24 protein-coding genes and 1 pseudogene are annotated in these 23,144 nt (G+C 48.6%); 17 read left to right on the forward strand and 8 right to left on the reverse strand.

The window, feature by feature from the left end:
• Nucleotides 1-37 precede the first annotated feature (37 nt).
• The 8 genes from Q8J68_RS03135 to Q8J68_RS03170 form a co-directional block, all read right to left on the reverse strand.
• Nucleotides 38-973 (reverse strand): methanogenesis marker 7 protein, encoded by a 936-nt coding sequence (locus Q8J68_RS03135; protein WP_305310097.1) that lies wholly within the window; start codon nt 971-973, stop codon nt 38-40.
• Nucleotides 973-1,572, reverse strand: a complete 600-nt coding sequence (locus Q8J68_RS03140) for a methanogenesis marker 17 protein (protein WP_305310098.1) — start codon at nt 1,570-1,572, stop codon at nt 973-975. Before Q8J68_RS03140 ends, Q8J68_RS03135 begins: the two co-directional genes overlap by 1 nt.
• Before the next feature lie 4 nt (nt 1,573-1,576).
• The gene (locus Q8J68_RS03145) at nt 1,577-2,818 is read right to left on the reverse strand and encodes a methanogenesis marker 15 protein (RefSeq protein WP_015053493.1); all 1,242 of its coding nucleotides are present in this window, start codon (nt 2,816-2,818) and stop codon (nt 1,577-1,579) included.
• Entirely contained in the window at nt 2,815-3,282 is a 468-nt protein-coding gene (locus tag Q8J68_RS03150; RefSeq protein ID WP_305310099.1) for a methanogenesis marker 5 protein, read from the reverse strand. Before Q8J68_RS03150 ends, Q8J68_RS03145 begins: the two co-directional genes overlap by 4 nt.
• Before the next feature lie 9 nt (nt 3,283-3,291).
• A complete protein-coding gene (locus Q8J68_RS03155) occupies nt 3,292-3,726 on the reverse strand; it encodes a methanogenesis marker 6 protein (RefSeq protein ID WP_305310120.1) in 435 nt (144 codons plus the stop codon).
• A complete protein-coding gene (locus tag Q8J68_RS03160; protein ID WP_305310100.1) occupies nt 3,726-5,288 on the reverse strand; it encodes a methanogenesis marker 3 protein in 1,563 nt (520 codons plus the stop codon). The genes Q8J68_RS03155 and Q8J68_RS03160 overlap by 1 nt, the downstream gene beginning before the upstream one ends.
• A gap of 50 nt (nt 5,289-5,338) precedes the next feature.
• On the reverse strand, nt 5,339-6,952 hold the full coding sequence (gene atwA / locus Q8J68_RS03165) for a methyl coenzyme M reductase system, component A2 (RefSeq protein WP_305310101.1): 1,614 nt from the start codon (nt 6,950-6,952) through the stop codon (nt 5,339-5,341).
• Between the two features lie 285 nt (nt 6,953-7,237).
• Entirely contained in the window at nt 7,238-8,044 is an 807-nt protein-coding gene (locus tag Q8J68_RS03170) for an HAD family hydrolase (protein WP_305310102.1), read from the reverse strand.
• Between the two features lie 119 nt (nt 8,045-8,163).
• Between Q8J68_RS03170 and Q8J68_RS03175 the strand changes: the two genes are divergently transcribed.
• The 17 genes and pseudogenes from Q8J68_RS03175 (at nt 8,164) to Q8J68_RS03255 (ending at nt 23,024) form a co-directional block, all read left to right on the forward strand.
• Nucleotides 8,164-8,871, forward strand: a complete 708-nt coding sequence (locus Q8J68_RS03175) for a matrixin family metalloprotease (RefSeq protein WP_305310103.1) — start codon at nt 8,164-8,166, stop codon at nt 8,869-8,871.
• Nucleotides 8,868-9,251, forward strand: a complete 384-nt coding sequence (locus Q8J68_RS03180; RefSeq protein WP_305310104.1) for a methylated-DNA--[protein]-cysteine S-methyltransferase — start codon at nt 8,868-8,870, stop codon at nt 9,249-9,251. The genes Q8J68_RS03175 and Q8J68_RS03180 overlap by 4 nt, the downstream gene beginning before the upstream one ends.
• 44 nt (nt 9,252-9,295) lie before the next feature.
• Nucleotides 9,296-11,029 (forward strand): aldehyde ferredoxin oxidoreductase family protein, encoded by a 1,734-nt coding sequence (locus tag Q8J68_RS03185; RefSeq protein ID WP_305310105.1) that lies wholly within the window; start codon nt 9,296-9,298, stop codon nt 11,027-11,029.
• Between the two features lie 193 nt (nt 11,030-11,222).
• The gene (locus Q8J68_RS03190; RefSeq protein ID WP_305310106.1) at nt 11,223-11,606 is read left to right on the forward strand and encodes a translation initiation factor IF-5A; all 384 of its coding nucleotides are present in this window, start codon (nt 11,223-11,225) and stop codon (nt 11,604-11,606) included.
• Nucleotides 11,607-11,630: 24 nt separating this feature from the next.
• Complete coding sequence (gene speB, locus Q8J68_RS03195) at nt 11,631-12,500, forward strand: agmatinase (protein ID WP_305310107.1); 870 nt, start codon at nt 11,631-11,633, stop codon at nt 12,498-12,500.
• A 122-nt stretch (nt 12,501-12,622) separates the two neighbouring features.
• Nucleotides 12,623-13,282: an HVO_0476 family zinc finger protein gene (locus Q8J68_RS03200; RefSeq protein ID WP_305310108.1), complete on the forward strand. Its 660-nt coding sequence runs from the start codon at nt 12,623-12,625 to the stop codon at nt 13,280-13,282.
• 14 nt (nt 13,283-13,296) lie between these two features.
• Nucleotides 13,297-13,844: pseudogene (locus Q8J68_RS03205) on the forward strand (protein-L-isoaspartate O-methyltransferase).
• Nucleotides 13,845-14,053: 209 nt separating this feature from the next.
• Nucleotides 14,054-17,701 carry a hydantoinase B/oxoprolinase family protein gene (locus Q8J68_RS03210; protein ID WP_305310109.1) on the forward strand — a complete coding sequence of 1,216 codons (3,648 nt, stop codon included), beginning with the start codon at nt 14,054-14,056 and terminating at the stop codon, nt 17,699-17,701.
• A gap of 102 nt (nt 17,702-17,803) precedes the next feature.
• Nucleotides 17,804-18,244 (forward strand): bifunctional nuclease family protein, encoded by a 441-nt coding sequence (locus tag Q8J68_RS03215; protein WP_305310110.1) that lies wholly within the window; start codon nt 17,804-17,806, stop codon nt 18,242-18,244.
• 44 nt (nt 18,245-18,288) lie between these two features.
• Nucleotides 18,289-19,017 carry a DUF1614 domain-containing protein gene (locus Q8J68_RS03220; RefSeq protein ID WP_305310111.1) on the forward strand — a complete coding sequence of 243 codons (729 nt, stop codon included), beginning with the start codon at nt 18,289-18,291 and terminating at the stop codon, nt 19,015-19,017.
• A gap of 180 nt (nt 19,018-19,197) precedes the next feature.
• Nucleotides 19,198-20,019 (forward strand): imidazole glycerol phosphate synthase subunit HisF, encoded by an 822-nt coding sequence (gene hisF, locus Q8J68_RS03225; RefSeq protein ID WP_305310112.1) that lies wholly within the window; start codon nt 19,198-19,200, stop codon nt 20,017-20,019.
• Between the two features lie 14 nt (nt 20,020-20,033).
• A complete protein-coding gene (locus Q8J68_RS03230) occupies nt 20,034-20,321 on the forward strand; it encodes a MazG nucleotide pyrophosphohydrolase domain-containing protein (protein ID WP_305310113.1) in 288 nt (95 codons plus the stop codon).
• Nucleotides 20,322-20,354: 33 nt separating this feature from the next.
• Entirely contained in the window at nt 20,355-20,843 is a 489-nt protein-coding gene (locus Q8J68_RS03235) for a class I SAM-dependent methyltransferase (RefSeq protein WP_305310114.1), read from the forward strand.
• Between the two features lie 80 nt (nt 20,844-20,923).
• Nucleotides 20,924-21,073 carry a hypothetical protein gene (locus Q8J68_RS03240; RefSeq protein ID WP_305310115.1) on the forward strand — a complete coding sequence of 50 codons (150 nt, stop codon included), beginning with the start codon at nt 20,924-20,926 and terminating at the stop codon, nt 21,071-21,073.
• A gap of 187 nt (nt 21,074-21,260) precedes the next feature.
• Complete coding sequence (locus Q8J68_RS03245) at nt 21,261-21,719, forward strand: redoxin domain-containing protein (protein ID WP_305310116.1); 459 nt, start codon at nt 21,261-21,263, stop codon at nt 21,717-21,719.
• 101 nt (nt 21,720-21,820) lie between these two features.
• Nucleotides 21,821-22,792, forward strand: a complete 972-nt coding sequence (locus Q8J68_RS03250) for a PGF-CTERM sorting domain-containing protein (RefSeq protein ID WP_305310117.1) — start codon at nt 21,821-21,823, stop codon at nt 22,790-22,792.
• Entirely contained in the window at nt 22,785-23,024 is a 240-nt protein-coding gene (locus Q8J68_RS03255; protein ID WP_305310118.1) for a hypothetical protein, read from the forward strand. The genes Q8J68_RS03250 and Q8J68_RS03255 overlap by 8 nt, the downstream gene beginning before the upstream one ends.
• Nucleotides 23,025-23,144 lie beyond the last annotated feature (120 nt).

Genomic DNA, 23,144 nt, shown 5'->3' on the forward strand with positions numbered 1-23,144 from the left:
GCTATAACCCCGATGAATCGGATACCTGCGGATTCACCTAGATGGCAAAACCGACCTCTGATTCACGTTTGATCTTGATCAGTATATAATTCTTCATTTTGGATGGGAGCACCCGTGCGAGCTCTATAAGGCGGGTCCCTTCATCAAATTGAAGGTCTTCGACCTTCTTATGGAACTCAGCATAGGGAAGTTTTACGCGCAGACCATCCAGTTGCAGAGTCACCGGTGCTGGTGTAAGCACCTGTTCTATCTGAGGGATCTGTTCATATATCTCTTTCATGACACGCGGAGGAAGCACCGAGAGAGGGTCCTTTGACATATCCTCCCTCATGAGGCCAACGACTTCGGCAACTTTATGGTTCATTATATCCAGAGAGCTCAGCTCTTCAGATTTTCGCAGGCGATGGGCCACCCTGCCGATATTCCCTACATAGACATCAGCGTTTGGGACATCTTCTGTCCTGAGGTCCGGACCTCCGGTTGCAATAATAGGTATATCTATTCCTTCAAATAGCTTGGGTTTTTTATTTTTGATACAATCTGCAAATGTCCCGAAAGAGAAAAGAGCGATATCATGTTCGTTGATAAGCCGTCGTTCATAATCAGCAGAAAGTGCAACTCTCCTTCCCATTCCTCTGGCCAGTCCTATCATATTGGTATTTGCCCCGTCCCTGCGCAGATGCTCAGCAACGTCGCAGGCCGAGTGGGGGAGATGATGGGCAGCAAGTGTGGGCGAAACCACAGCTATTTCAGTACCTGTAAGAGGCGCACTGGTCAGCTTGCCAAGTAATTTCGTGCCCAGCTCCTCAATAAGAGGAACATCTTTTTTCGGGATCAGCATTATTAGCGTGACTTCCGTAGCTGCGGGAATCTTCTGGATAAGGTATCCTCCCAGGTCTTCAAGGAGTTCGGTGATAAGTGTATGCTTATGAATGCCGCCTTCGTAGATATATGGTTCAAGCACAGCCGCCATTATTGCTCCTCCTGCAGTTCGGCAAGCATCTGGTGAGCCTGCTGTATCCATGCCGGTTTTAAAGTGTCTTCGCTTGCTACAAAAATAAAACTGTTCTCTTTCATGGCATGATACCGGACCCTGAAGCCTTCAGGGGTCGACCTGATAGCCATTTCGATGAGCCTGGACTGCAGGCCCTCTTTCGGGTCAGCTATAAGCATAGATCCAAGGGATACAATCTCCTTTTCCGGATCGTGGTCCTGGCGTATTATAAGTGTATTCCTTTCAGGCTGCAGTACCTGGCCACGCCCATATCTGGCCCATAGTTTCTCCAGAAGCTTAGGAAGGTACTTCTCTTCCCTTATGGAGATCTTGACCTCTTTGCGCTCCATGACCCCATATCCCAGGCTGGCAACATCCACAAGCCTGACAGGAGGCTGGCTGCCTCTCAAAAGGATAGCCATCTGGAACAGAGAATCTTCCGGCCTGAGAACGATCCTTATCCGCCCTATGGCTCCTCCCAGCATAAGTTCGGAGATGACATCAGCTACAATGCTCCTGTAAGCTTCAGCTTCCGCAGGAACAGCTGACTCTACAACGAAGGTCTCAAGAGCGTCCATAAGGTCACTCCTCCACGAACCCAGAGGCCAGGAGAGCACTTCCCACAGCACCTATCATATGGGAATTGGGGGGGACAAGTACTTCGATCTTGAGAAGTTCACTGAGCGCCTTGGGCACACCTTCAATGAGAGATGAACCACCCACGAGGATAAGAGGCTCCTTCACATCGACTTCCTGCAATTGCTGCTCGAATATCTGCTCGACCACACTATGACAGGCAGCTGCTGCGACGTCTTCAGGAGTGGCACCTTTTGCAAGGGAATTTACCAGTGACTGGATACCGAAAACGATACAGTAGCTGTTCATGTCCACTTTATTCTGCATACCTTTCACCGCCAGAGCACCAAGTTCGGTGATATCCACGCCAAGCCTTTTGGCAGTCATATCCAGAAAACGTCCGGATGCTCCGGCACAAATACCCCCCATTGTGAACATGCCGGGTATGCCGTCATCAACGGATATGGCCTTGTTGTCCATACCCCCGATGTCTATAACAGTGGCAGGGCCTTTCTGCTTATTGGCAAGATAGACAGCACCCTTTGAATTAACTGTGATCTCTTCCTGCACAAGCTGGGCATTGAAATGTTCACCCACAAGAAAACGACCATATCCCGTGGTCCCTATTGCCTGGATGTCTTCCCGCCTGACACCTGCCTGCTCAAGTGCTTTATCAAAAGCCTCTGTTGCACTTTCAATAACCTTGATCGTAGGCACCCATCCGGTACCGAGTATCTTGTCATCTTTCATTACAACAGCCTTGGTGGTGGTGGAACCTGAGTCTATGCCTGCGGTAAGGCCGGTCTGGTGCTCCCTTGCAAGCAGATGCTTCCTTCTTGCGATCGTGGTCAGTGCTTCCATACGGGTCATGAGGGTTGCTGCCGTTGTGCGCTCCGTAAACGAATAACTGATAACAGGAATGTCTGAATGTTTGTGGATATAGCGCCTCAGCTCATTCCTTACAATAGCAGCCTCTGCGCATCTGAAACATGAAGTAATGAATACTCCGTCAACGTCTGTTATCCCTTCAACAACAGCTTTTGCCCTTGCCATCATGAGTCTCAGATCAGGGCTGGCTGCCTCTATACCAAAATCCCTGCCGATCGTATCCAGGGAAGAAACATCTATCTCCGGAAATACCAGCTTGGCATCAACGGATTTTGCCACAGATTCAAGTTCTTTATGCACACCCGCATATTCCGAGCCGCATGATACCAGAGCTACTTTTACAACGGATTTGTCACTCATGCTTTATCTTCCTCTTCATCCCCGGGCAGGGATTTCAGGAACTCTGCGATCTTGTACACGAATCCCTTAGCCTCCTCATCGTTGCCTTCACGCGGATAGTCCACTTCCAGGATAGGCATTTCACGCTGCCTGATGAGGTATTTTGTCAGTTCGTTGGTACGCGCACAGCCCATGCATCCAAATGCCATCGGGGAGTCGTTGACAATGATGCCTGCCTGGGCCTCTTCTATCATAGGACCCACAATTGCCATCCTTCCCCTTACACCAGCCGGTACTTCCACTGCTGCATACTTCAAGCCCATCTTAGGCTCTTCCGGGGTTATATTCAATGGGGGTGAATCCACGCTGACAGTTGAGATCTTTTCCTTGATCTTCTCCATCATAGCAATGGGTTTGTGGCCGAACCTCTCAACCAGGTCGGAAAGGATCAGGCTGTTTGTCGGGTATATGATGACTTTAACCATAATATTGCCTCATAATTCGGATTTGATCATATCTTCCAGTTTATCCACGTCAAGCTTCTTCTTTGACCCTATTTCTTTAAGAGGTGCTTTCCGGTCATATGCATCAAGTGCTTTTCCGATAGTGGGCAGCATCTGCACCTCATGCCTCAGGTAATGGAACCCGGGCCTTGGGCCTCCTCCACGGGATGAACGGCATCTTCTCTCATCTCCCGGCAGGAAACCTCTCTCTTTTACGAAAATATGATTCCTGTCAAGGTCCACTACCTCCCTGACAACCCTGTTCACAGCATCCCTGGGGCCTGTGACCATGGTCCCGAAACACGTTTCCTTGATCACTATATTGGTATCTGACTGATATATCCTCATTGCAGCATCTATAGGCAGGACACTGTCAGAGCTTATAACCACGATCTTGGTCAGCGTATCGTTCTGCCCCTGGGACATCATAAATCCTCCGTGCTGCTCTCTATAATATACATGATATCGTCATCCTTGAAATTCCTGAGCTTTTCCGTCTCGATCACCCTTCCGATAATATTGGTGCTGGCGAACTTTTCGCCTGTAGGCCCGAAAAGGTCATTATCTTCCAGCTTGACACCCACCATGCCGGCCCTTTTAGCAGCCTGGTTGGTGACACCAATCTCCCCTGCTGCCACTTTCACACCGGGTGTGTTCTCAGGCAGGATCTCCTTGTACTTATCAGCCTCTTTCTCTACGGCCTTAAATATATAGGTGTTATCATAGGTCATAAGAACAGCCAGGGCACCCACAGGCTTATATTGCATTCCGGTAGCATGCCTGAAGAATTCAAGTGTCTTTGGCACAAGGTCATTATACAGTTTGACACGAACAAGATGTTCAGGATCAACACCCTTCAGTGTCACCCTGGCCTCCTTTAAAATGCCTATTGTTGTTGCAGGGTCCTGGGTCACAATAAAGCCATCATCTCCCATATAACCCTCCCTGACAACTTCCACACCCACAAGCTCCATCTCTTTTTCGGCTTCCTCATAGCTCATTCCAAGCAGCATGATAGGATGAGGAACGCTTTCTACCATGATCTTCTGGCCTTCCTGTGCCATCTTGGCAAGCTCCAGACCCCTGACCACGTGACCAACCACCGAGTGCATGATGGTCGATGTCCTGTCGTCAGTGGCAATGAACAGCTTACCTGCCCCGTACCCCACAGTCCTTACAAATACAGAACCTGCGGAACGGGATTCGAAATTCTCATAGGTGACAAGTTCACCCTGGAACCTGTTATCCGAGATATAGGATGAAGAAACGGCGTCTATGTGGAAAGTACCATCGCGCGTTACAGCAAACAGGTGTTCTGCACCTTCAGGGGCTTCTGCATCGATCTCTATCTCCAGGTATGTGAATATCCTGGAACCATTTTCCAGCCGTGTGGAAAGGTCTGTGGTACATATATGTTCTCCGGCCTCTGCAGACTCAGTGACAGGTTCAATATCCAGTATCCTGTCGTTCTTAGTCAGGTCAGGAAGTACGTGTTTCCCGCTTATCACTTTTGCAAAAGTCCCTTCCTCAGGAGCTCCATATTCGGCAGAGTGCTTATCCTTGACTAATATCAAATGGGTGTTTGCAGGATCTAAACCCCCGGCAAACATCAGCTCAAATCTTTTATGGTCCGCGTTTCCCCTGACCGGAACTATCTCGGAGGCAAAAGACCCAAAAGCAACCGCATCCCTGCTTATCCAGCGGACAGGCATGTTACTGTACTCTGCATAATGGGACATCCATATTTTTCGAGAAGGTGAGGGTGTATCCTGGAGTTCGATCCGGAACTCGCCCTTTGAGGTCCTGACAGTATATCTGGAAACATCTGCAACTTCCTCGCCAGCCCTCTCTATGAAGATACCTATCGCTGTACCTTTCCTGTAAGGGGCGTTTGACAACCTGATAGCATCCTCAAGGACCGAACCTTCAGGCAATTCGATCTCATTCCCATTGATTTCTACCTTTATTTTACTGCTCGTGCCAAACACCTCTTTTTAATGGCAAAATCGCCAGTTAACCCGGAGCATCCGGGATGCAGTTATGAGCCTGCTGCTGCTTCCATGCGTTCTTTATCAGTGAGTTTTGAGAGAACTGCTGCAGGTGCACCAATATCAACGATCTTCCCGTTCCTCATAAGAGCAACACGGTCACATATCTCCTCAAGGAAATCCATATCATGTGAAACGATAACAAAAGTGTCACCCATTTTTTCGCGTGCCTTGAGAATGGATTTGGTGACCTCCTTCTTTGTTATGGGGTCCATCGTACCTGTAGGCTCATCCATTACTATTATCACAGGCTCCTTCATAAGGATCTGCGCAAGCGCAATCCTGTGCCTTTCTCCTTCACTAACCTCATCTGACATCTTTGATAATATAGATTTTGCCTTTTCCTCAGTAAAACCAGTAGATATCAGAGTGTTAATAGCTTTCCGTACTGCAAGCTCGTAGGGCAGGTCGATGCCTATGGACTCTGTAAGGTTGTCGATAATGGTCCTGTGGTTATACAACCCGTACTCCTGATGGAGGATACCCATATATTTCACTGCACGACCCCTGCATTCCGGACCCGGCTTCTTCATATCCACCCATTCGTCACCGACCCTTACATGCACTTCACCACTGGTTGGCTGCACTATTCCCATCAGTATCTCAGATGTCGTGGTCTTACCTGCTCCGCTGGTCCCTGCGAGACCAAATATCTCCCCTTCCTTTACTTCAAAAGAAACACCATTTACAGCGTAGACAACTCCCCTGCTCACAGAGATGTACTTCTTGACCAGATTGTCGACCTTGATAAGAGTGTCACCTATCTCAATATCGGATTTTTTCTCTACTGCACACACAAGTTTCATGAATTCATTTGCAATAATTGCAGGAGAGCCCTCACTTACGATCGCCCCATCCTCAAGCACAATAGCCTTGTCAGCCAGCTCCTCTATAACATCGCACCAGTGGGAAGTTATCACCATGGTCATCTTGTAGTCCTTGACAGCCTTGTCGATCACATCGTGTACGACCTTTGCAGTCCGGGGATCCAGGGTGCCCGTAGGTTCATCCGCTATGAGCAGCATGGGGTCCCTGACGAGCTGACGTGCAAGGACAACTCTCTGTTTCTCGCCGCCGCTCAGGTCGCGTGCAACATGCATCATGCGATGGGAAAGTTCCACTTTTTCCAGCAGGTCCACTGCCTTGCCCATGGCATCCTCAGTACTGACACCGATCTCTGTCAGAGAGTTTACCACATTGGCAATAACCATATCATCACCATAAAGCGCAAATGTGCGCTGAAGCATGATAGCTATTCTTCTGGTGATATCCCTTCTGCCAGGGTCATGGAGTGAGAGCTTAACAAAATCAGCTTCAAAGGACTTTAAAGTATCATCACATTCCGGGCACTTCATTCCTGTCTTGCTCGGAGGTTCTATGTGCCCGCACTTCTCACATCGCGCAAGATGATAGATGACCTGCCCGCTTATGCCTTCATATTCTTCCACACCACGCAAAACATGCATCAATACGGTCTTGCCCGAGCCGCTCCTTCCAAGGATGCCCAGAACCTCTCCTTCATTGATAGTCAGGTTAATGTTCTTTAAAACTTTGACACCGTCAAATTCCAGTGAAAGGTTTTTGACTTCTATAAACACTGCCATATGATTTCCTCCGCCTACTGGATGCATGGGCGTTATTATCCATTAATATGTTTCTATGCATACATATGCAAATTACTTAACGGTTTTGCAGATTCTGCACAAAACTAACACCAATGTATCTTACATCCCATACAAACGATCTGACAACATTCTAATGAGTTTTTTATAAATAAGTTATACTTGGATTATTAAACTCAGTACATAAACATGACGCATCGGCTTTGCGCTGTTAACTTCCGAAAAATTGAGCTTTGTCACCCTAACATCTCAAGGATTTCTGCACATTTACGACAATACCTGCCTTACAATATCCTTTACATCAGATATATTGTCAATAATCCTGTCTGCCGCATCCTGCAAAACCTGCGGCCTCTTATCACCCTGCTGGGTAGTCATTATCCCGATGTCTGCCGCCCTTAGTGCAAGTATGTCGTTCATGCCGTCCCCGACCATTATCACTGTGCCATAACTATTGCGGAGTTCAAGGACTATCCTTTCCTTCTCCCTGGGTGAAGCAACGCCAAACACATCCTTCATAGGGATGCCCACAGATAATGCAAGTTTTTTCAGGTTATGATAGCCGTCACCTGAAGCGATAAATACATCAGCGCCCATTCTCTTCAGCTCGGTTATTGTTGCCGGTGTCTTGGAATACATCCTTCCGCCCGTACTAAGCACATAAGGCACTGTGCTTTCCTCCGTATCGACGATGATACCTGCGGCAAGATAGAACACATCCGGACAGCGGCCCCTTACGATAGATATAACATCCCTTATGTCACCAACACAGACACTGCTCTTTTGTATCACCCCGTAAGCCTCATCCAGCCCTATGGGACTGCTTGAACAACTGATCTCGATGCTGATGCCGTATTTCCCCAGGAATTCGTGGAATGTCATCTGGGGGCAGGATAGTATCGTGCTCTCAAGGTCACCGTTCATTATCACAAGAGCCCTGCGAGGTTTCTGAGCCACCAGAAGTGTGGTCTGGATATTATCGAGTACAACACCTGTGGCTGATTCCTTAGCCACACGGTACATACGAAGCAAGGTCCCAGCACTGTCAAAAACCACAGCTACACGTTTTTGCATAGAAGATGCTTTGCACTGAAACATAATTATCTTTACGCCGCAAGAAGGAGGGTCTGCATTACTGTGGATATGCTTCATTAGTTATAATTACATAGAACCATTAATACCTGTAGATACCAATGCCAGCTAATAAAAGAAGAAGAGTCCTGTTTGCCATACTGGCCCTGTTACTAATTGCAGCGCTCTTTTCGCCTTCCGAAAAAGTGTATCCTTTGTTGAACCCCGATCCATGGGAGAACATTCCCATCACTGTATATATAGATGACAGGAATGTGCCGGCGCACTACAGTCCCAGTTACAGGGTCCAGGTCGAGAGAGCCCTTGAATACTGGAGCAGCGGGGGAAACGGGAAACTTGGATATACCCCGGAGTTCGAGATAGTCGAAGAGGATAATGCAGACATTCTCATCATGTGGGTGGAGAACCTGCAAAAGGATGCGGGAGTTCCTGAAGGTGTCGCGGGCTTTGCCAGGCCTTATGAGGTCAACGGCAGGTACGAGCGTGTTGAGATAGTGCTGGAAGTAGGCAATTACCAGGGATACTCATGGAGGCAGTACGGAGACGCCAACATGCGGGAAATAGCAAAGCATGAGATAGGCCATGCTCTGGGTCTTGGACACAGTAACGACAGGAAGGATATCATGTTCCCGACATATGACCAGAAGGATGACATTAACCCCCTGCTCGTACAGAAGACCCTGCCCCTGATCATCGCGGGTATATTACTTAGCTTGGCGCTTGTGTTCTACCACGGGGGCGGATGGCTTCATTCCAGAAAGAAAAGGGAAAAACTGGAGGAAGAGATATTGGGCAGGAAGGAGAAATGAAACACAACACTGTCTTCCAGGATATACTGCGATATCTCAGCGGGGAAAATGTGGATTTCTCCTGTTATGATCTTGACATCTTCAACCTTACGGAGTTCCAGCAAAAAGTGCTCACGGAGACCAGGAAGATTCCCTACGGTCAAACCATCACATACGCCGAGCTTGCCTGTCGCATAGGAAAAGAAGGAGCGTCAAGAGCTGTAGGAAGCGCGCTTGCAAAAAACCCATATCCTATAGTCATACCATGCCACAGGGTAGTCTCATCATCGGGTATCGGCGGCTTTTGCGCAGAGACCTGCGGTGAGAAAGTAGAGCTTAAAAGGAAGATGCTGGAAATGGAATCAAAAGCAGTGTCAGAAGATTCCAAAAGCCAAGAGTAGGATACAAGATATCCATGCGTTATCAATGGGTTTAAGGGATGAACATGTTCGGATGGACCGGAAGGACAGTAATCATAGACCTTGAGAGTAACTCGGTCACTGAATCGAGGACAATAAAAAAGGATGCAGAACAGTTCATTGGAGGGCGTGGCCTGGGATGCCGGCTCATGGCGGACCTGGCTGACCCTGGGATAGAACCACTGAGCCCGGGAAATCCACTTATCTTCAGCACCGGGCCGCTGACAGGAACCTCTGCGCCTATGTCAGGACACTTCAGTATAACAACAAAGTCACCCCTGACAGGGACAATATCTGACTCCAATGCAGGAGGTCATCTCGGGGCGGAGATGAAGTTCGCAGGTGTGGATTCCCTGATAGTGCTGGGAAAAGCTGCAGAACCGGCCTATATTCGAATAGAGGATGAGGATGTTGAGATACTGCCAGCTGGCCACCTGTGGGGAAAAAGTACCGCTGAAACAGTATCCATTCTTGAGTTTCAGGGAAAGGTGGCATGTATAGGTAAAGCAGGAGAAAGGCTGGTCGCGCTTGCAAACATAGTGAGTGGTGGCTATCCTTCCGGGCGCGGCGGGCACGGGGCTGTGGCCGGGTCAAAGAACCTCAAGGCGGTTGTTGTGAAGGGAAGCAACATTCCGGAGATAGCAGAGCCAGAAGCCTTTGGAAAAGCAGTGGAGAAGGTCAACAGGCTGCTGATCGCAAATCCACCGGCATCAAAAGGCCTTGCCAATTACGGAACAGCAGTCTTTGCTGACCTGTTAGGCCACATGGGAATACTGCCTGCGGACAATTTCAGGAAGAAGGGGTCCCATGAAGCGGACAAGATCTCGGGCGAGTTCATCATGGACAATTACCGAACCGAAAAAGAGCCATGTTATGCCTGCCCTGTCGGGTGCAGGAGGGATTTTGATAATGGCTCTTCTGTGCCGGACTATGATTCACTCTGGGCATTTGGACCGAATATAGGCAATACTGATCTGGATACTATCACTTTGCTCAACAGAATGTGTGTCGACTATGGCATGGATCCCATTTCATGTGGATCTGCCCTTGCGGCATACATGGAGCTGCACTCCCTCAGGCTTGGAAAAGAGGAACTTCTTGCACTGGTCAGGGATATCGGGGAAGGGAGAAGCGAACTTTCTGCAGGTTCATACTTATATATGTGCTCAAAAGGAACGCCGCAGAATAGTATGAGCGTCAAGGGGCTTGACCTCCCGGGATATGATCCCCGGGAAATGGCAGGGATGGCACTTGCCTATGCGACATCCAACCGGGGAGGATGTCATCTGAGTGCATTCATGGCGGCACCGGAGATAATGGGAAAGCCGGTGGCTCTCAACAGGCTTAAGTTTGACGGCAAGGCAGCTCTTGTCCAGTATTTCCAGAACCTTGCGGCAGTGATCGACTCGCTTGTTATCTGCCCTTATGCAGCTTTTGCGATGGGAGAGGTGGAACTTGCTTCCCTCCTCAGCACTGCAACCGGAAAGTCCTATACTGCCGAGGAACTGCTGCGAGCGGGAGAGCGCATATACAATCTGGAGAGAATGTACAATATCAAGACCGGATTTTCAAGAAAAGATGATACATTGCCTGAAAGATTCTTCGGGGAGGATGGCATTGACAGGGAGCTGTTCGGAAATACCCTGACCGATTATTATCATTTCAGAGGCTGGGATGAGATAGGAGTGCCTTCAATGGAAAAATTACAGGAACTGGGCCTTTGGGAAGAAAAAGCAGGGGAGGATTCCAGGGAAGGATAGTTACCAAAGTCCTGCATGCAAAGAGTCCGGACTGCATTGAACAAATTGATTTATATAGTTAAATGCGTTAGTAATGCCTGCTATAAAGTATTTCCGGTTCTTGTGGGATATATAAGTTAAATTGATATATGGAACAGGGAATTACACCCCACGAATTTCGATCATAATCTAACTTTCCAATGGAGAATCATAAATGAAAGTACAAGTTGAAGTTAAGGAACTCAAAGAAGGGAAATATGTCATAGTCGATGATGAACCCTGCGTTATCAAGAGCATATCCAAGTCGAAACCCGGAAAACACGGTTCTGCGAAAGCCAGGATCGATGTCATCGGACTCTTCGACAACCAGAAGAGATCAATTGTGGGACCAGTCTCAGACAAGGCATACGTTCCCATAGTAGAGAGGAAGACAGCACAGGTACTTTCCGTTGGCGGGGACATTGTCCAGCTGATGGATATGGGTGACTTCTCAACATTCGAACTGAGTGTGCCTGAGGAGCACAAGGACAGGGTCAAGGAAGGAGAAGAGATCACCTACCTCACAGCCATGGGCAAGATGAGGATCGACCTTAGGTAAAGGTCACTTTAATCTTACTCTGATATGTTCCATAAACCTGAGATGATGGATGCCCTGTCAGACTATGGTTCTGCCAGGTACGTTATATTCGGTGTGCCTTTTGACGGGACATCATCGTACAGGTCAGGAAGCCGATGGGCGCCGGACGCCATGAGGCAGGCATCTGCAAATTTTGAAACGTATAACGCTTACTTTGACGTGGATTACGAGGATTTGCAGATACATGATGCAGGCAACCTCGAACACTACACAACAGTAGAGCAGACACTTGAAGAGCTTGCTCTTGCAGTCGGGCCCATTGTTGCAGACGGAAAGATCCCTATTATGCTTGGAGGAGAGCATTCGCTTACTCTTCCCTGCGTGAAAGCCTGTGCAAAACAGGCAGGTGATGACTTTGGCGTTGTGGTACTGGATGCCCACTTTGACCTGCGTCCGGAGTACGGCGGTGTCAAATACAATCATGCATGTGTATCAAGACACATCCTGGATGAGATCACCGATAACTACGTGACGATCGGGGTACGCAGCGGGCCAAAGGAAGAATGGGTGTTTGCAAAAGATAATGATATCAGGCACTATACTCCTGACGATGTGCGCGAGAAAGGTATCAGGAAGGTACTTGCAGAGGTTACCGACTACCTGGGCTGCTCGCAGATATACCTCTCCCTGGATATGGATGCCCTCGACCCTGCATACGCGCCTGGCCTCGGTACACCTGAACCCTTTGGTCTTAGCGACATTGAGGTCCGTGAAGTGATACACAGGCTTGCACCTCTGAGCGTGGGCTTTGATATCATGGAAATAGCGCCGGAATATGACAACGGGCAAAGCGCGCTGCTTGGCACGAAACTGCTGAGGGAATTCATCGCGGCACATGCTGCAAGTGAGAGATAGGACAGGATCATTGCTTTTCAGGATCATGGGTTACTTGGCCCAAAGTATCCTTTTTTGAGAGAAACTTGGATCGGAGACAGAGTTAATTATTTACGCACTCCAGACAATGGATAATTGAGATCATGAGCGAAGAAGTTGAAGTAGAAGTAGTATGCCCTTCATGTTCCCCTAAGATAGAGGTGCCGCACGACTTATTGAAGTCGGGCCAGAACATGATAGTGCGCTGCCAGGAATGCGGTACCGTACACCCCGCAACCATAGAGAGAGCAAAGGACGTCACTGTGAAGGTAATAGTCAGCAAGGGGCAGGAGTCCCTCAGCTGCATTAACAAGATGACGACAGAGGATATCGTAGAAGTGGACGACGAGATCATAGTCGACGATGAGGAAGGCGATGAAGTATATCCGATCATCGTAACGGCCATTGATACGACGCAGAAGAGAGTCAATACCGCAAATGCCGGAGATATCACGACCATCTGGGGAAGAGCCATTGACGAGGTTATCGTCAAGATATCCGTACACCAGGGCAAACGCACCGAAGCACTGCAAAAAAGAGTCAACGGCGGACACCAATTCACTATAGGACAAACCGACACTGTCGGCGGCCTGGACTTTGAGATAACGAAGATCCGGAAAAGGGACGGGACCTTCTTATCCGGCAGGGGCGGAACTGTGGAGGCAAAGCACGTCAAAAGGATATTTGCTGACGAGATCAAGCGAAAAGGATGGGCAGAAGGCAGGACTGCGTGGAGTATGCGCGGAAGAGGTCGCAGCTGGTAAATTCCCTCAGCAAGATGGGAATCAGAGAAGAGATACTCAATACAATAAACAAAGTACTAAGGCATCTTTTCGTACCGGAGGTTCACATTGATAGTGCATATGTGGACACTCCGTTGCCCATTGGCCACGGACAGACGATATCTGCGCCGCACATGGTCGCTTTCATGTGTAACCTGCTTGAACTGGACAAAGGCCGGAAGGTGCTGGAGATAGGCACAGGCTCGGGGTATAACGCAGCAGTCATGGCTGAACTTGTGGAAACCTGAAGAAAACAGTATATGATAATGTAGAGCTTATCCGGCGGGATGGCTCTCCTGGATATGAACAGGAAGCACCTTATGACAGGATATGTGTGACAGCCTGCGCTCCTGCCCTGCCGCAAGCCCTTATGGGACAGCTCAAAGCCGGCGGATTGATAGTAATACCTGAGGGAGAGGCTTACCAGCGCCTGTACCTTTACAGAAAATGGGAGGAAGGCAAGGTCGTCAAGGAAGATTGGGGAGGAGTGTTCTTCGTGCCGCTAATTGGCGAGCACGGCTTCAGGTTCGTCACGCAACCCTGAGTCAATTTGAGATATGCAGGGTAAACCACAAGAACATCAAATCAGAGTTTTTATTTAAGGGTCTGCTCTTTTTTCATTCAGAATGATGCTTTTTCGAAATATTATTATCCCCCTTACAAACACTTCTAAATAGAACATTGTTTTTAATAAGAAATTGTTTCCGGACACATCCATATTTAGTCCTCTATCAGATATTCCGGGGAGATAGCATGCTAACAGGCAAGGTTTCAGACAAAAACAGTTCATGGGAATTCTGGATCGATCGTGGCGGAACTTTTACGGACATTGTTGCAAAGTCGCCGGAAGGAAAAATACTTACCCGGAAACTGCTCTCCGAAAATCCGGAACACTATGAGGATGCAGCCATACAGGGAATTCGCGGGATACTGGGACTCAGGCCTGAGGACACCTTATCAGGGGAGAATATCTCGTCCGTAAAAATGGGCACGACCGTGGGGACCAATGCCCTTCTGGAACGTAAAGGTGAACCCACGGCCCTTGTCACGACAGAGGGATTCAGGGACGCATTGCGTATAGCCTACCAGAACCGCCCTGATATCTTTGCACTGGAGATCAAGCGACCGGAATTGCTCTACAACAACGTCGTGGAAGTTAAGGGACGCTACACTGCCCGGGGAGAAGAACTGGCGCCCCTTGATATCCGTAAAGCGCGGGAAGAGCTTGAAAAGCTATATGCCAGTGGTATCAGGTCTCTTGCCATAGTATTGATGCATGCCTACCGTTACCCTGACCACGAATTGCAGCTCCGGAAAATCGCAGAGGAAATAGGGTTCCCTCACATATCGCTTTCCCATGGGGTCAGCCCCCTGATGAAATTCGTGAGCAGCGGGGAAACAACAGTGGTAGACGCCTACCTGTCCCCTGTTTTGAGAAGATATATTGACAGGATGGCTGCAACACTGGAAGATGCAGGCAACAAGACGCGCCTGATGTTCATGCAGTCCGGGGGCGGCCTTACGGATGCCCGGCATTTCAGGGGCAGGGACTGTATCCTTTCCGGTCCTGCAGGCGGTATTGTCGGGGCTGTCCGGACATCGGAAATGGCAGGCTTCAGGAATATCATCACTTTCGATATGGGAGGGACATCCACTGATGTTGCACACTACAGCGGCGAATACGAAAGGAGCTTTGAGACAGAAGTTGCCGGAGTGCACCTGCGCTCCCCCATGCTTCACATACATACTGTTGCAGCAGGAGGCGGGTCCATACTACACTTCGACTCCGGCAGGTTCCGCGTGGGTCCTGACTCTGCAGGTTCGGATCCCGGCCCCGCATGTTACCGAAAAGGTGGGCCGCTGACTGTCACGGACTGCAACCTCATTCTTGGCAGGATACAGCCGGAGCACTTCCCCCGCGTTTTCGGCCCGGGAGCCAACCTGCCACTTGACAAAGGAATTGTTATCCGGAAGTTCAGGGAACTTGCCGCTGAGGTCGCTTCCTTCACAGGCGAGGACTATCCTGCAGAAAAAGTCGCAGAGGGCTTCCTGAAAATTGCTGTTGAGAACATGGCAAATGCCATCAAGAAAATCTCAATCCAGCGTGGTTACGACATCAAGGATTACACCCTGTGCTGCTTCGGGGGAGCAGGGGCCCAGCATGCGTGCAGGGTGGCCGATTCACTCGGACTGAGAAAGGTCTTCATCCATCCCCTCGCGGGAGTGCTCTCTGCATACGGTATGGGACTTGCAGACCAGAGAATTCTCAAAGAGCATGCTGTTGAGCAGGTATTGAATGAAGAACTGCTCTTGAGCTTGAGTACTGAGTTTTCCAGGATGGAGGCAGAAGGGAAGGAAGAGACGCTAAGACAAGGGGCAATGGAGGAGAAAATTACAGTACAGCACAAAGTGCATGTGAAGTACATAGGAACAAATACGCCCCTGATAGTCGATTCCGCGGATTGGGGTAGCATTCGGACCGCGTTTGGCCAGGAGCACAAAAAACGTTTTGGATTCCTTATGGAAGACAAGGATATGGTTATGGAAGCAATCTCGGTCGAGATCATAAGTCGCGGGGAAAAGATGCAGGAAAATGAGATGTCTTTCTTTGAGAATGACCAGGATGAGTCAGCATCCTATACTCGTATGTACACGTATGATCAGTTCCATGAAACCCCAGTCATAAGACGCGAGAGTCTTAAACCGGAAACAGAGATCTTTGGCCCTGCCATCATAGCGGAAGAGAACACAACAATTGTCATCGAGCCCGGCTGGAAGGCAAGACTTACACCCACGAACTGCCTGGTACTTACAAAAGTGCAGCAGTCTCCCGGGATGCAGGACACCGGCACCAAATCAGACCCTGTGATGCTTGAGATATTCAATAATCGTTTCATGTCCATTGCAGAGCAGATGGGCTACACCCTTCAGAATACCGCCTACTCGGTCAACATCAAAGAAAGGCTGGACTTCTCTTGTGCAGTATTTGACGGAAAGGGGAACCTTGTGGCCAATGCGCCCCATATCCCCGTGCACCTGGGCTCCATGGGAGAGAGCGTCAGATCGGTGATGGAGCAATTTAAGGACATGCAGGCGGGCAATGTATTTATGGTCAACTCCCCCTACCGGGGTGGAACGCATCTGCCGGACATTACGGTTATAACCCCGGTCTTTATCGGGAACATGATAGCATTTTATGTGGCTTCAAGAGGCCATCATGCTGATGTTGGAGGAATAAGTCCCGCTTCAATGCCTCCCGGCAGCAGGCATATCGATGAGGAGGGTGCCATGACCGGCGGAACCCGGATCGTTGAGAAGGGACGATTTATGGAGGAGGATGTGAAGCAATGGCTGCTGCGCGGGCGGTATCCTGCACGTAATCCCTACCAGAATATTGCAGACCTGCGTGCACAGGTGGCTGCTAACGAGAAGGGCGTGGCGGAGCTGAGAAAGCTGGTGGAACACTTTTCCCTTGAAACTGTGGAAGCATACATGGCCCATGTACAGGACAATGCCGAGGAAGCCGTGAGGAGAGTAATCACATCCCTCACAGATGGGAAATCGGTGCAGGTCTTTGACGACGGCAGTGAGATCAAGGTTAAGGTGAGCATAGACCGGGAAAGGAGGAGGGCATATGTTGACTTTACCGGAACTTCGCCCCAGCATCCGGGAAACCTCAACGCGCCTGTAGCTGTGTGCAGGGCTGCTGTGCTCTATGTGTTCAGGGCACTTGTGCAGGAAGACATACCTCTGAATGAGGGTTGCCTCAGACCACTGGAAATTATGATACCTGAAGGTTGCATGCTCAATCCATCATATCCTGCGGCAGTGGTTGCCGGGAATGTGGAAACTTCCCAGGCTATAGTCGATGCGCTCTTTATGGCATTGGGTGTGATGGCAGGCTCCCAAGGCACTATGAACAATTTTACCTTCGGGAATGCAGAATTCCAGTACTACGAGACCATCTGCGGCGGTTCGGGTGCAGGAAATGGTTTTGGCGGGACCGATGCAGTGCATACCCATATGACCAACTCCAGGATCACCGACCCGGAGGTGCTGGAATGGCGCTTTCCGGTGCTTCTGGAGGAGTTTTCCATAAGGCAGGGGAGCGGCGGGAGAGGTGAATATACCGGAGGATGCGGCGCCACCAGAAAGATACGGTTTCTGGAGCCTATGAAAGCCGCCATACTTTCAGGCCACAGGAGGGTACCACCTTCCGGTCTTAATGGTGGAGAGGATGGAAAAGTCGGGCGTAACTATATCGTTAAAAAGGATGGAGTACTTCTTGAACTTGGGGAAAAGGCGGAATGTACGGTAAATGCAGGAGATGTATTTGTTATTGAGACTCCGGGAGGGGGAGGGTTTGGAAAGATCAAAAAAGATCCGGAAAGAAAACCATAAAAGAGATTTGAAAGAAAATCTTAAGTAATGCTGTTTGTTAATCTACTATGTGAATCGTGAACAAAGCAAAATTATGCTAATAATATGAACTCTGATACAAATTTGAAAGAAGTCAGCATCAAGGGCGTCTTCATGATAAATATCCTGGGTAGCTCGGTCCCTTCGGTCATGCTGGAGGATAAAGAGGGCCACCTTATGCCGATACATATAGGTAACTCCGAGGCGATTTCAATTAACTCGGCACTTCGGAAGGAAACGATGCCAAGACCTATGACCCATGATCTCATGATCGCCATGCTGGAGAGACTGGACTCAAAGATCGAGAGTGTGCTTATCGATGAGAAGATCGATAATATCTACTATGGGCGGCTCAAGATCATCAGAGACGGGGCAGATATGGAGTTCGATGCCCGGCCAAGTGACTGCATCGCGATGGCCCTCAGGCACAACGCGCCGATCTTTATCAATGAAGAGCTCTTCATGAGCGATTCCATCAATAAGGAGAATTTCCTGGATTCCGGGGCTGGCACTGGTATCGATTAAACTGTATTCGCAGCAGACATGTATTTGTGATAATCATAAATACGATGAATTGTAGAAATATTAATACTATGCCACCGCTTTTTTACAGCCCTTTCAAAGTTGCTTTCACAATTGTCCTTACGCTGTTTCTTGCCATAGCCGTATCCATACTCTTTTTCGGTCTTGCAAGTACTGCTTTTGCCAGGATAGGCTTCTCATGGAGGGACGCCTTCATCCTGCTCTTCTTTTCCCTTATCGGAAGCAATATCAATATCCCACTGCGGACCATCGAGTCTGAGGTATCTGTTGAGGAACAGCGCCATGCAAGGATGTTCGGCGTCTCCTACAGGGTGCCCTTCAGAGATACATTCAGGACAAAAACAACGCTTGCCGTGAACGTGGGAGGCGCACTCATCCCCGCCGTGGTATCCATTTACCTGTTGAGCCTGTTCCCCGAAGCGCTGATCTACTGCATCTATGCCACTATCATAGTGGCCGCCGTAACTAAACTGGTCGCGCGTCCCGTCAGGGGCGTAGGGATCGTGTCCCCCGCACTGGTACCTCCCATTGCGGCCGCACTTGCCTCCACCCTTATAGTCTACGTGACCCAGCTAAACCACGACCTGCTTTTCATAACCGCCTACATCAGCGGCACCATGGGCACCCTCATCGGCGCCGACCTGCTCAACCTCCGGGAAATAACCAAGATAGGGGCGCCGGTCGCCAGTATCGGCGGGGCGGGCACGTTCGACGGGGTGTTCCTTGCGGGAGTTATTGCGGTGCTGTTGGTTTGAAAGGAAAGAAGATTTTTAAGATAACTAAAAAGAAGGGATTTCTGCAGACAAGCATTTCAGAGAAATAATTTAAACGACAAGTATTAAATAAAAAATCAATGTGTTCTTATCTAAATATACCATTTGCCAGGCTTACTGGCAGACACGAATAACACACAGCAGTGGAAAGGACAAATCATAATGCTCACTAAAAGGATCATACCATGTCTTGATGTAACGCTTGATGAGGCCGGGGGAACGGTTGTCAAGGGAATAGAGTTTGTAGGCCTGCGCAAAGCAGGCGACCCCGTGGAGCTTGCAAAAAGGTACAACGAGCAGGGCGCGGATGAACTTGTATTCCTGGATATCACGGCTTCCCATGAAGGGCGCTCAACCATGATCAACGTCATCGAGAGAACGGCAAACGAAGTGTTCATTCCCCTGACTGTAGGAGGGGGAATAAACTCCATAGAGGACGTCAGGCAAATCCTGCGCGCGGGTGCCGACAAGGTGTCCATCAACACATCCGCAGTGAAGAATCCGGAGCTTATAAAAGAAGCCTCGGAGATCTTCGGGGCGCAGTGCATCGTCACAGCCATCGACTGCAAGAGAAATACCAACATCGAGGACAATCCCGGCAAGACCATACTGGAACTTGAGGACGGCACGAAAGCCTGGTACGAGGTTGTTATCTATGGCGGGCGCAAGCCTACCGGCCTTGATGCAGTGCAGTGGGCCAAGCATGTTGAAGAGCTGGGCGCTGGAGAGATACTCCTCACCAGCATGGACCGGGACGGCACATATGACGGTTTTGATATACCTATCACCAGGAAACTCTCGGAAGAGCTGGAAATACCCATCATCGCATCCGGCGGCGTGGGGAATCCGGAACACATGTACAAAGGATTCGTTTACGGGAAAGCCGATGCCGCGCTGGCTGCAAGCATCTTCCACTTCGGAGAATACACTGTCAGTGATGTCAAGGAATATCTCAGAAAGAAGGACATACCTGTAAGGATCTGACGGGGAGTGATATTGTGGAGATAGCAGAGTTCCAGCAATTGATGTCCGACCTCTACGCACACAACGACAGGAAGCGCGGGCCTGCCGCAACCATGCTCTGGCTGGTCGAGGAAGTCGGCGAGCTTGCCGAGGCCGTGCGCAGGGACGACAGGGAAAATCTAAGGGAAGAGCTTGCGGACTGCTTTGCCTGGGTGGGCGCCCTGGCAAATCTCTATGGGGTCGACCTTGAAGAGGCTTTCCTTGAGAAATATCCTAATAAATGCCCCACATGCGTGCAAAAACCGTGCATCTGCACTGACTAATTTTTTGACACCGCATTGATCCGATGAGCAAACATGATCAGAGAACTGCCTGAATGGTACTACGACGAATTCATCCAGACAGGCACTGATTACTCCGATAAGGAGGAAATTCACAGATATGACCGGAAGATGCAAAAGATCCGGAACATAAAAGATGAAGCTGAGACAATGCGCAGGCTCATTGACCTTCGACCGGAGGACAGGATACTGGAAATTGGATGCGGGACCGGAGAATTTTCAATTGAGCTTTCAAGACATTGTAAAGAGGTCATTGCCATAGATATTTCAGATGGAATGCTTGAATTTGCCCGGGAAAAAGCAAAGTCGGGACACAGGAAAAATATCAGATTCATCAAAGGGGGTTTCCTGACATTCGAGCCTGGTGATGAGCCATTTGATGCAGTTGTGACCCAGCTGGCATTGCATCACCTTCCTGATTTCTGGAAACTTATTGCACTGAAACGTATCAATTCAATGCTTAAAGCAAGTGGCAGGTTCTATCTCAGAGATTCAGAGATGTAATTTATTCGTCAGAAATTAGTGATTTTGACCCTTTTTTCTCAAAACTGCTGCAAAGCATCCCTGAAGAGGTAAAAGATGAAATGACCCATGAATATATTCTACATATAAAGGAGGAATTCTCAACCTTTGACTGGGTGATTGAAGAGCTCATCGAAAAAGCAAGTTTCAGGATAGAAGAGGCTTTTTATGATAATGGGTTTATAGCAACCTACCTGTGTATAAAAAAGTGAGATTTAGCTCTGCAATATGAATTAAAGCTTTTTGTCACATTTATCCCCCAAAGAGTATATAAGCAAAAAATCATTTAATAGCCTGAAATTGAGAAAACGGAGAAGATATACTCTCCTGAACAATTGGCAGGTCATCTTTTATAGCACTGCAAGACATATTTGTAATCATAACTCACGGGGGTTAGTTATGAGTAAATTAAAACCAGGAGAAGTAATCGAAGATTTCACGCTGTATGACCAGAACCTCAACGAGGTACATCTGCACGACCTTGAAGGCAAAAAGATATTACTCGCCTTCCATCCGCTGGCCTGGACCAGGGGGTGCGCGAAGCACATGAAACTGCTTGAGGATAACTACGGAAAATTCCAGGCCGCAAACGCAGTAGCTCTTGGGATCAGTATTGATTCTGTGCATTCCAAGAAAGCCTGGGCCAGGGAACTTGGAATTGAGGATACCCTTTTCCTGGCAGACTTTTGGCCGCATGGCAAAGTGGCAAAGATGTACGGAATGTTTAATGAGGACATGGGAGTATCCGAGCGGGCCAGTATTGTGATCGATGAGAATCTTAAAGTAAAACTTATAAAGGTTTATGAGACCCGCTCACTCCCGGATATTGAGGAGATATTTAATGCAATGGGAAAGTGAAGTAAATTTATTGACTTTTCATGAACTTATTTCTGTAGGAGCAATAAATATTTCATAAAGTTTAAATAGTATCCCTGCTCTCGTACTGTGGAGGAACATCCATGAAAAAGAGAGATAGAGGAATACGTTTTATTCTTATTTTACTTCTCATCGCATCTGTTGCTGTTTCCAGCGGATGCTTAAAAGACTTTGAAGAACAGAGCAATTACGGAATAACGGATATTGAGATCTCCGCAGACAGTGTCAAAAGTTCCTACGCTGACCTGAACGTGACAGCTTATATAGAAAACAGGGGCGGAAATCGCAAAGGGAATACAACCCTGATATTTAAAGTATTCAGCGAGCAGACAGGACTGCTTGAGCTGACTCAGGAAACGAAAGTCGACACCATAGGGAAAGACAGCATAAAAGCTGTGAGCCAGTCTATCAGGCTTCCTAAAGAAGGCAGTTACAGGCTGGTACTGACGCTATATGAGGAAGAGCAGAAAAAAGCCGATTCTAGGATAACTATCCGCGACCTCTCCGGCATGCCCACCGACCTTCAGGATGTTGGCATCCAGATCAATGGAATGGATTTCATGGTGAAAAACGTCACATCCGGAAGAGTTCTCATTGAGAATGATATCTACCTGAAAAATGAGGGAACAAGAACCACAAACGACTACAGGGTTCTTGTCAAGGCAAGGGAAATCGATGCCCGCCTCGTTGCAGACAAGAAATGGACATCTACCGGCAGGATAGAGCCTGAAGCAACATCTATCAGGGCCGTCAGCCTCACAGTTCCTGACGGTTACAACTACGTAGTTGAGGTAAGCGTATGGGACGGGGACACCATAGTCAAAACAGGCGAGGACTATGTGCAGCTGAACCCTCAGAAAGTGATCAGCAAGCAGCAAGCGGTCCAGACAAAAACTATCCAGACAAGTGATTTCCTAATAGAGGAAAGCTTCGAGGATACCTATCCAATGGATTATGGCACACCACAAGAAGAAAGTCCCGGTTTCGGATCGCTGATGGCACTAATTTCCTTATTATCCGCATTGGTCATGATAAGGAGGGGAAAACATGAGTGAAGAGAGTGCAAAAATGGTAGAGGAAAATAATACTTTTGGCATACCTGCCGTTCAGGAGAGAAAAATGAACAATGGACACACTGCGAGAACAATAAATGAGGATAAGAAGAAAGCCATGCCTGAAGAATACTTCAGGTGGGGAATCTTTGGCATAACAGTGCTACTGCTCTTCATGGCAGCAATAGAGTTCTATTTCTCCATGCAGGAAGCGATAAGAACCTGGTTTGAATAAAGTTACGATGCGCATTCCCCCGTCTTCAGACGGGGGTTAGCATCGTCCCTGCAAAGGCATTACTCCAGTAACCAATATTAATAAAAAAAGCATACACATATCAAACAAAAAAGAAGGATC

The sequence above is a fragment of the Methanolobus sp. genome (genome assembly GCF_030682845.1).
In the GTDB taxonomy this organism is placed as follows: Archaea; Halobacteriota; Methanosarcinia; order Methanosarcinales; family Methanosarcinaceae; genus Methanolobus.

Excerpts from the sequence above, each read along its gene's own strand:
- Q8J68_RS03135 (WP_305310097.1), bottom strand. The coding sequence starts at position 973 with ATGGCGGCTGTGCTTGAACCATATATCTACGAAGGCGGCATTCATAAG.
- Q8J68_RS03140 (WP_305310098.1), bottom strand. The coding sequence starts at position 1,572 with ATGGACGCTCTTGAGACCTTCGTTGTAGAGTCAGCTGTTCCTGCGGAA.
- Q8J68_RS03145 (WP_015053493.1), bottom strand. The coding sequence starts at position 2,818 with ATGAGTGACAAATCCGTTGTAAAAGTAGCTCTGGTATCATGCGGCTCG.
- Q8J68_RS03150 (WP_305310099.1), bottom strand. The coding sequence starts at position 3,282 with ATGGTTAAAGTCATCATATACCCGACAAACAGCCTGATCCTTTCCGAC.
- Q8J68_RS03155 (WP_305310120.1), bottom strand. The coding sequence starts at position 3,726 with ATGTCCCAGGGGCAGAACGATACGCTGACCAAGATCGTGGTTATAAGC.
- atwA (WP_305310101.1), bottom strand. The coding sequence starts at position 6,952 with ATGGCAGTGTTTATAGAAGTCAAAAACCTTTCACTGGAATTTGACGGT.
- Q8J68_RS03170 (WP_305310102.1), bottom strand. The coding sequence starts at position 8,044 with ATGCAAAAACGTGTAGCTGTGGTTTTTGACAGTGCTGGGACCTTGCTT.
- Q8J68_RS03175 (WP_305310103.1), top strand. The coding sequence starts at position 8,164 with ATGCCAGCTAATAAAAGAAGAAGAGTCCTGTTTGCCATACTGGCCCTG.
- Q8J68_RS03180 (WP_305310104.1), top strand. The coding sequence starts at position 8,868 with ATGAAACACAACACTGTCTTCCAGGATATACTGCGATATCTCAGCGGG.
- Q8J68_RS03185 (WP_305310105.1), top strand. The coding sequence starts at position 9,296 with ATGTTCGGATGGACCGGAAGGACAGTAATCATAGACCTTGAGAGTAAC.
- Q8J68_RS03190 (WP_305310106.1), top strand. The coding sequence starts at position 11,223 with ATGAAAGTACAAGTTGAAGTTAAGGAACTCAAAGAAGGGAAATATGTC.
- speB (WP_305310107.1), top strand. The coding sequence starts at position 11,631 with ATGTTCCATAAACCTGAGATGATGGATGCCCTGTCAGACTATGGTTCT.
- Q8J68_RS03200 (WP_305310108.1), top strand. The coding sequence starts at position 12,623 with ATGAGCGAAGAAGTTGAAGTAGAAGTAGTATGCCCTTCATGTTCCCCT.
- Q8J68_RS03210 (WP_305310109.1), top strand. The coding sequence starts at position 14,054 with ATGCTAACAGGCAAGGTTTCAGACAAAAACAGTTCATGGGAATTCTGG.
- Q8J68_RS03220 (WP_305310111.1), top strand. The coding sequence starts at position 18,289 with ATGAATTGTAGAAATATTAATACTATGCCACCGCTTTTTTACAGCCCT.
- hisF (WP_305310112.1), top strand. The coding sequence starts at position 19,198 with ATGCTCACTAAAAGGATCATACCATGTCTTGATGTAACGCTTGATGAG.
- Q8J68_RS03235 (WP_305310114.1), top strand. The coding sequence starts at position 20,355 with ATGATCAGAGAACTGCCTGAATGGTACTACGACGAATTCATCCAGACA.
- Q8J68_RS03240 (WP_305310115.1), top strand. The coding sequence starts at position 20,924 with ATGACCCATGAATATATTCTACATATAAAGGAGGAATTCTCAACCTTT.
- Q8J68_RS03245 (WP_305310116.1), top strand. The coding sequence starts at position 21,261 with ATGAGTAAATTAAAACCAGGAGAAGTAATCGAAGATTTCACGCTGTAT.
- Q8J68_RS03250 (WP_305310117.1), top strand. The coding sequence starts at position 21,821 with ATGAAAAAGAGAGATAGAGGAATACGTTTTATTCTTATTTTACTTCTC.
- Q8J68_RS03255 (WP_305310118.1), top strand. The coding sequence starts at position 22,785 with ATGAGTGAAGAGAGTGCAAAAATGGTAGAGGAAAATAATACTTTTGGC.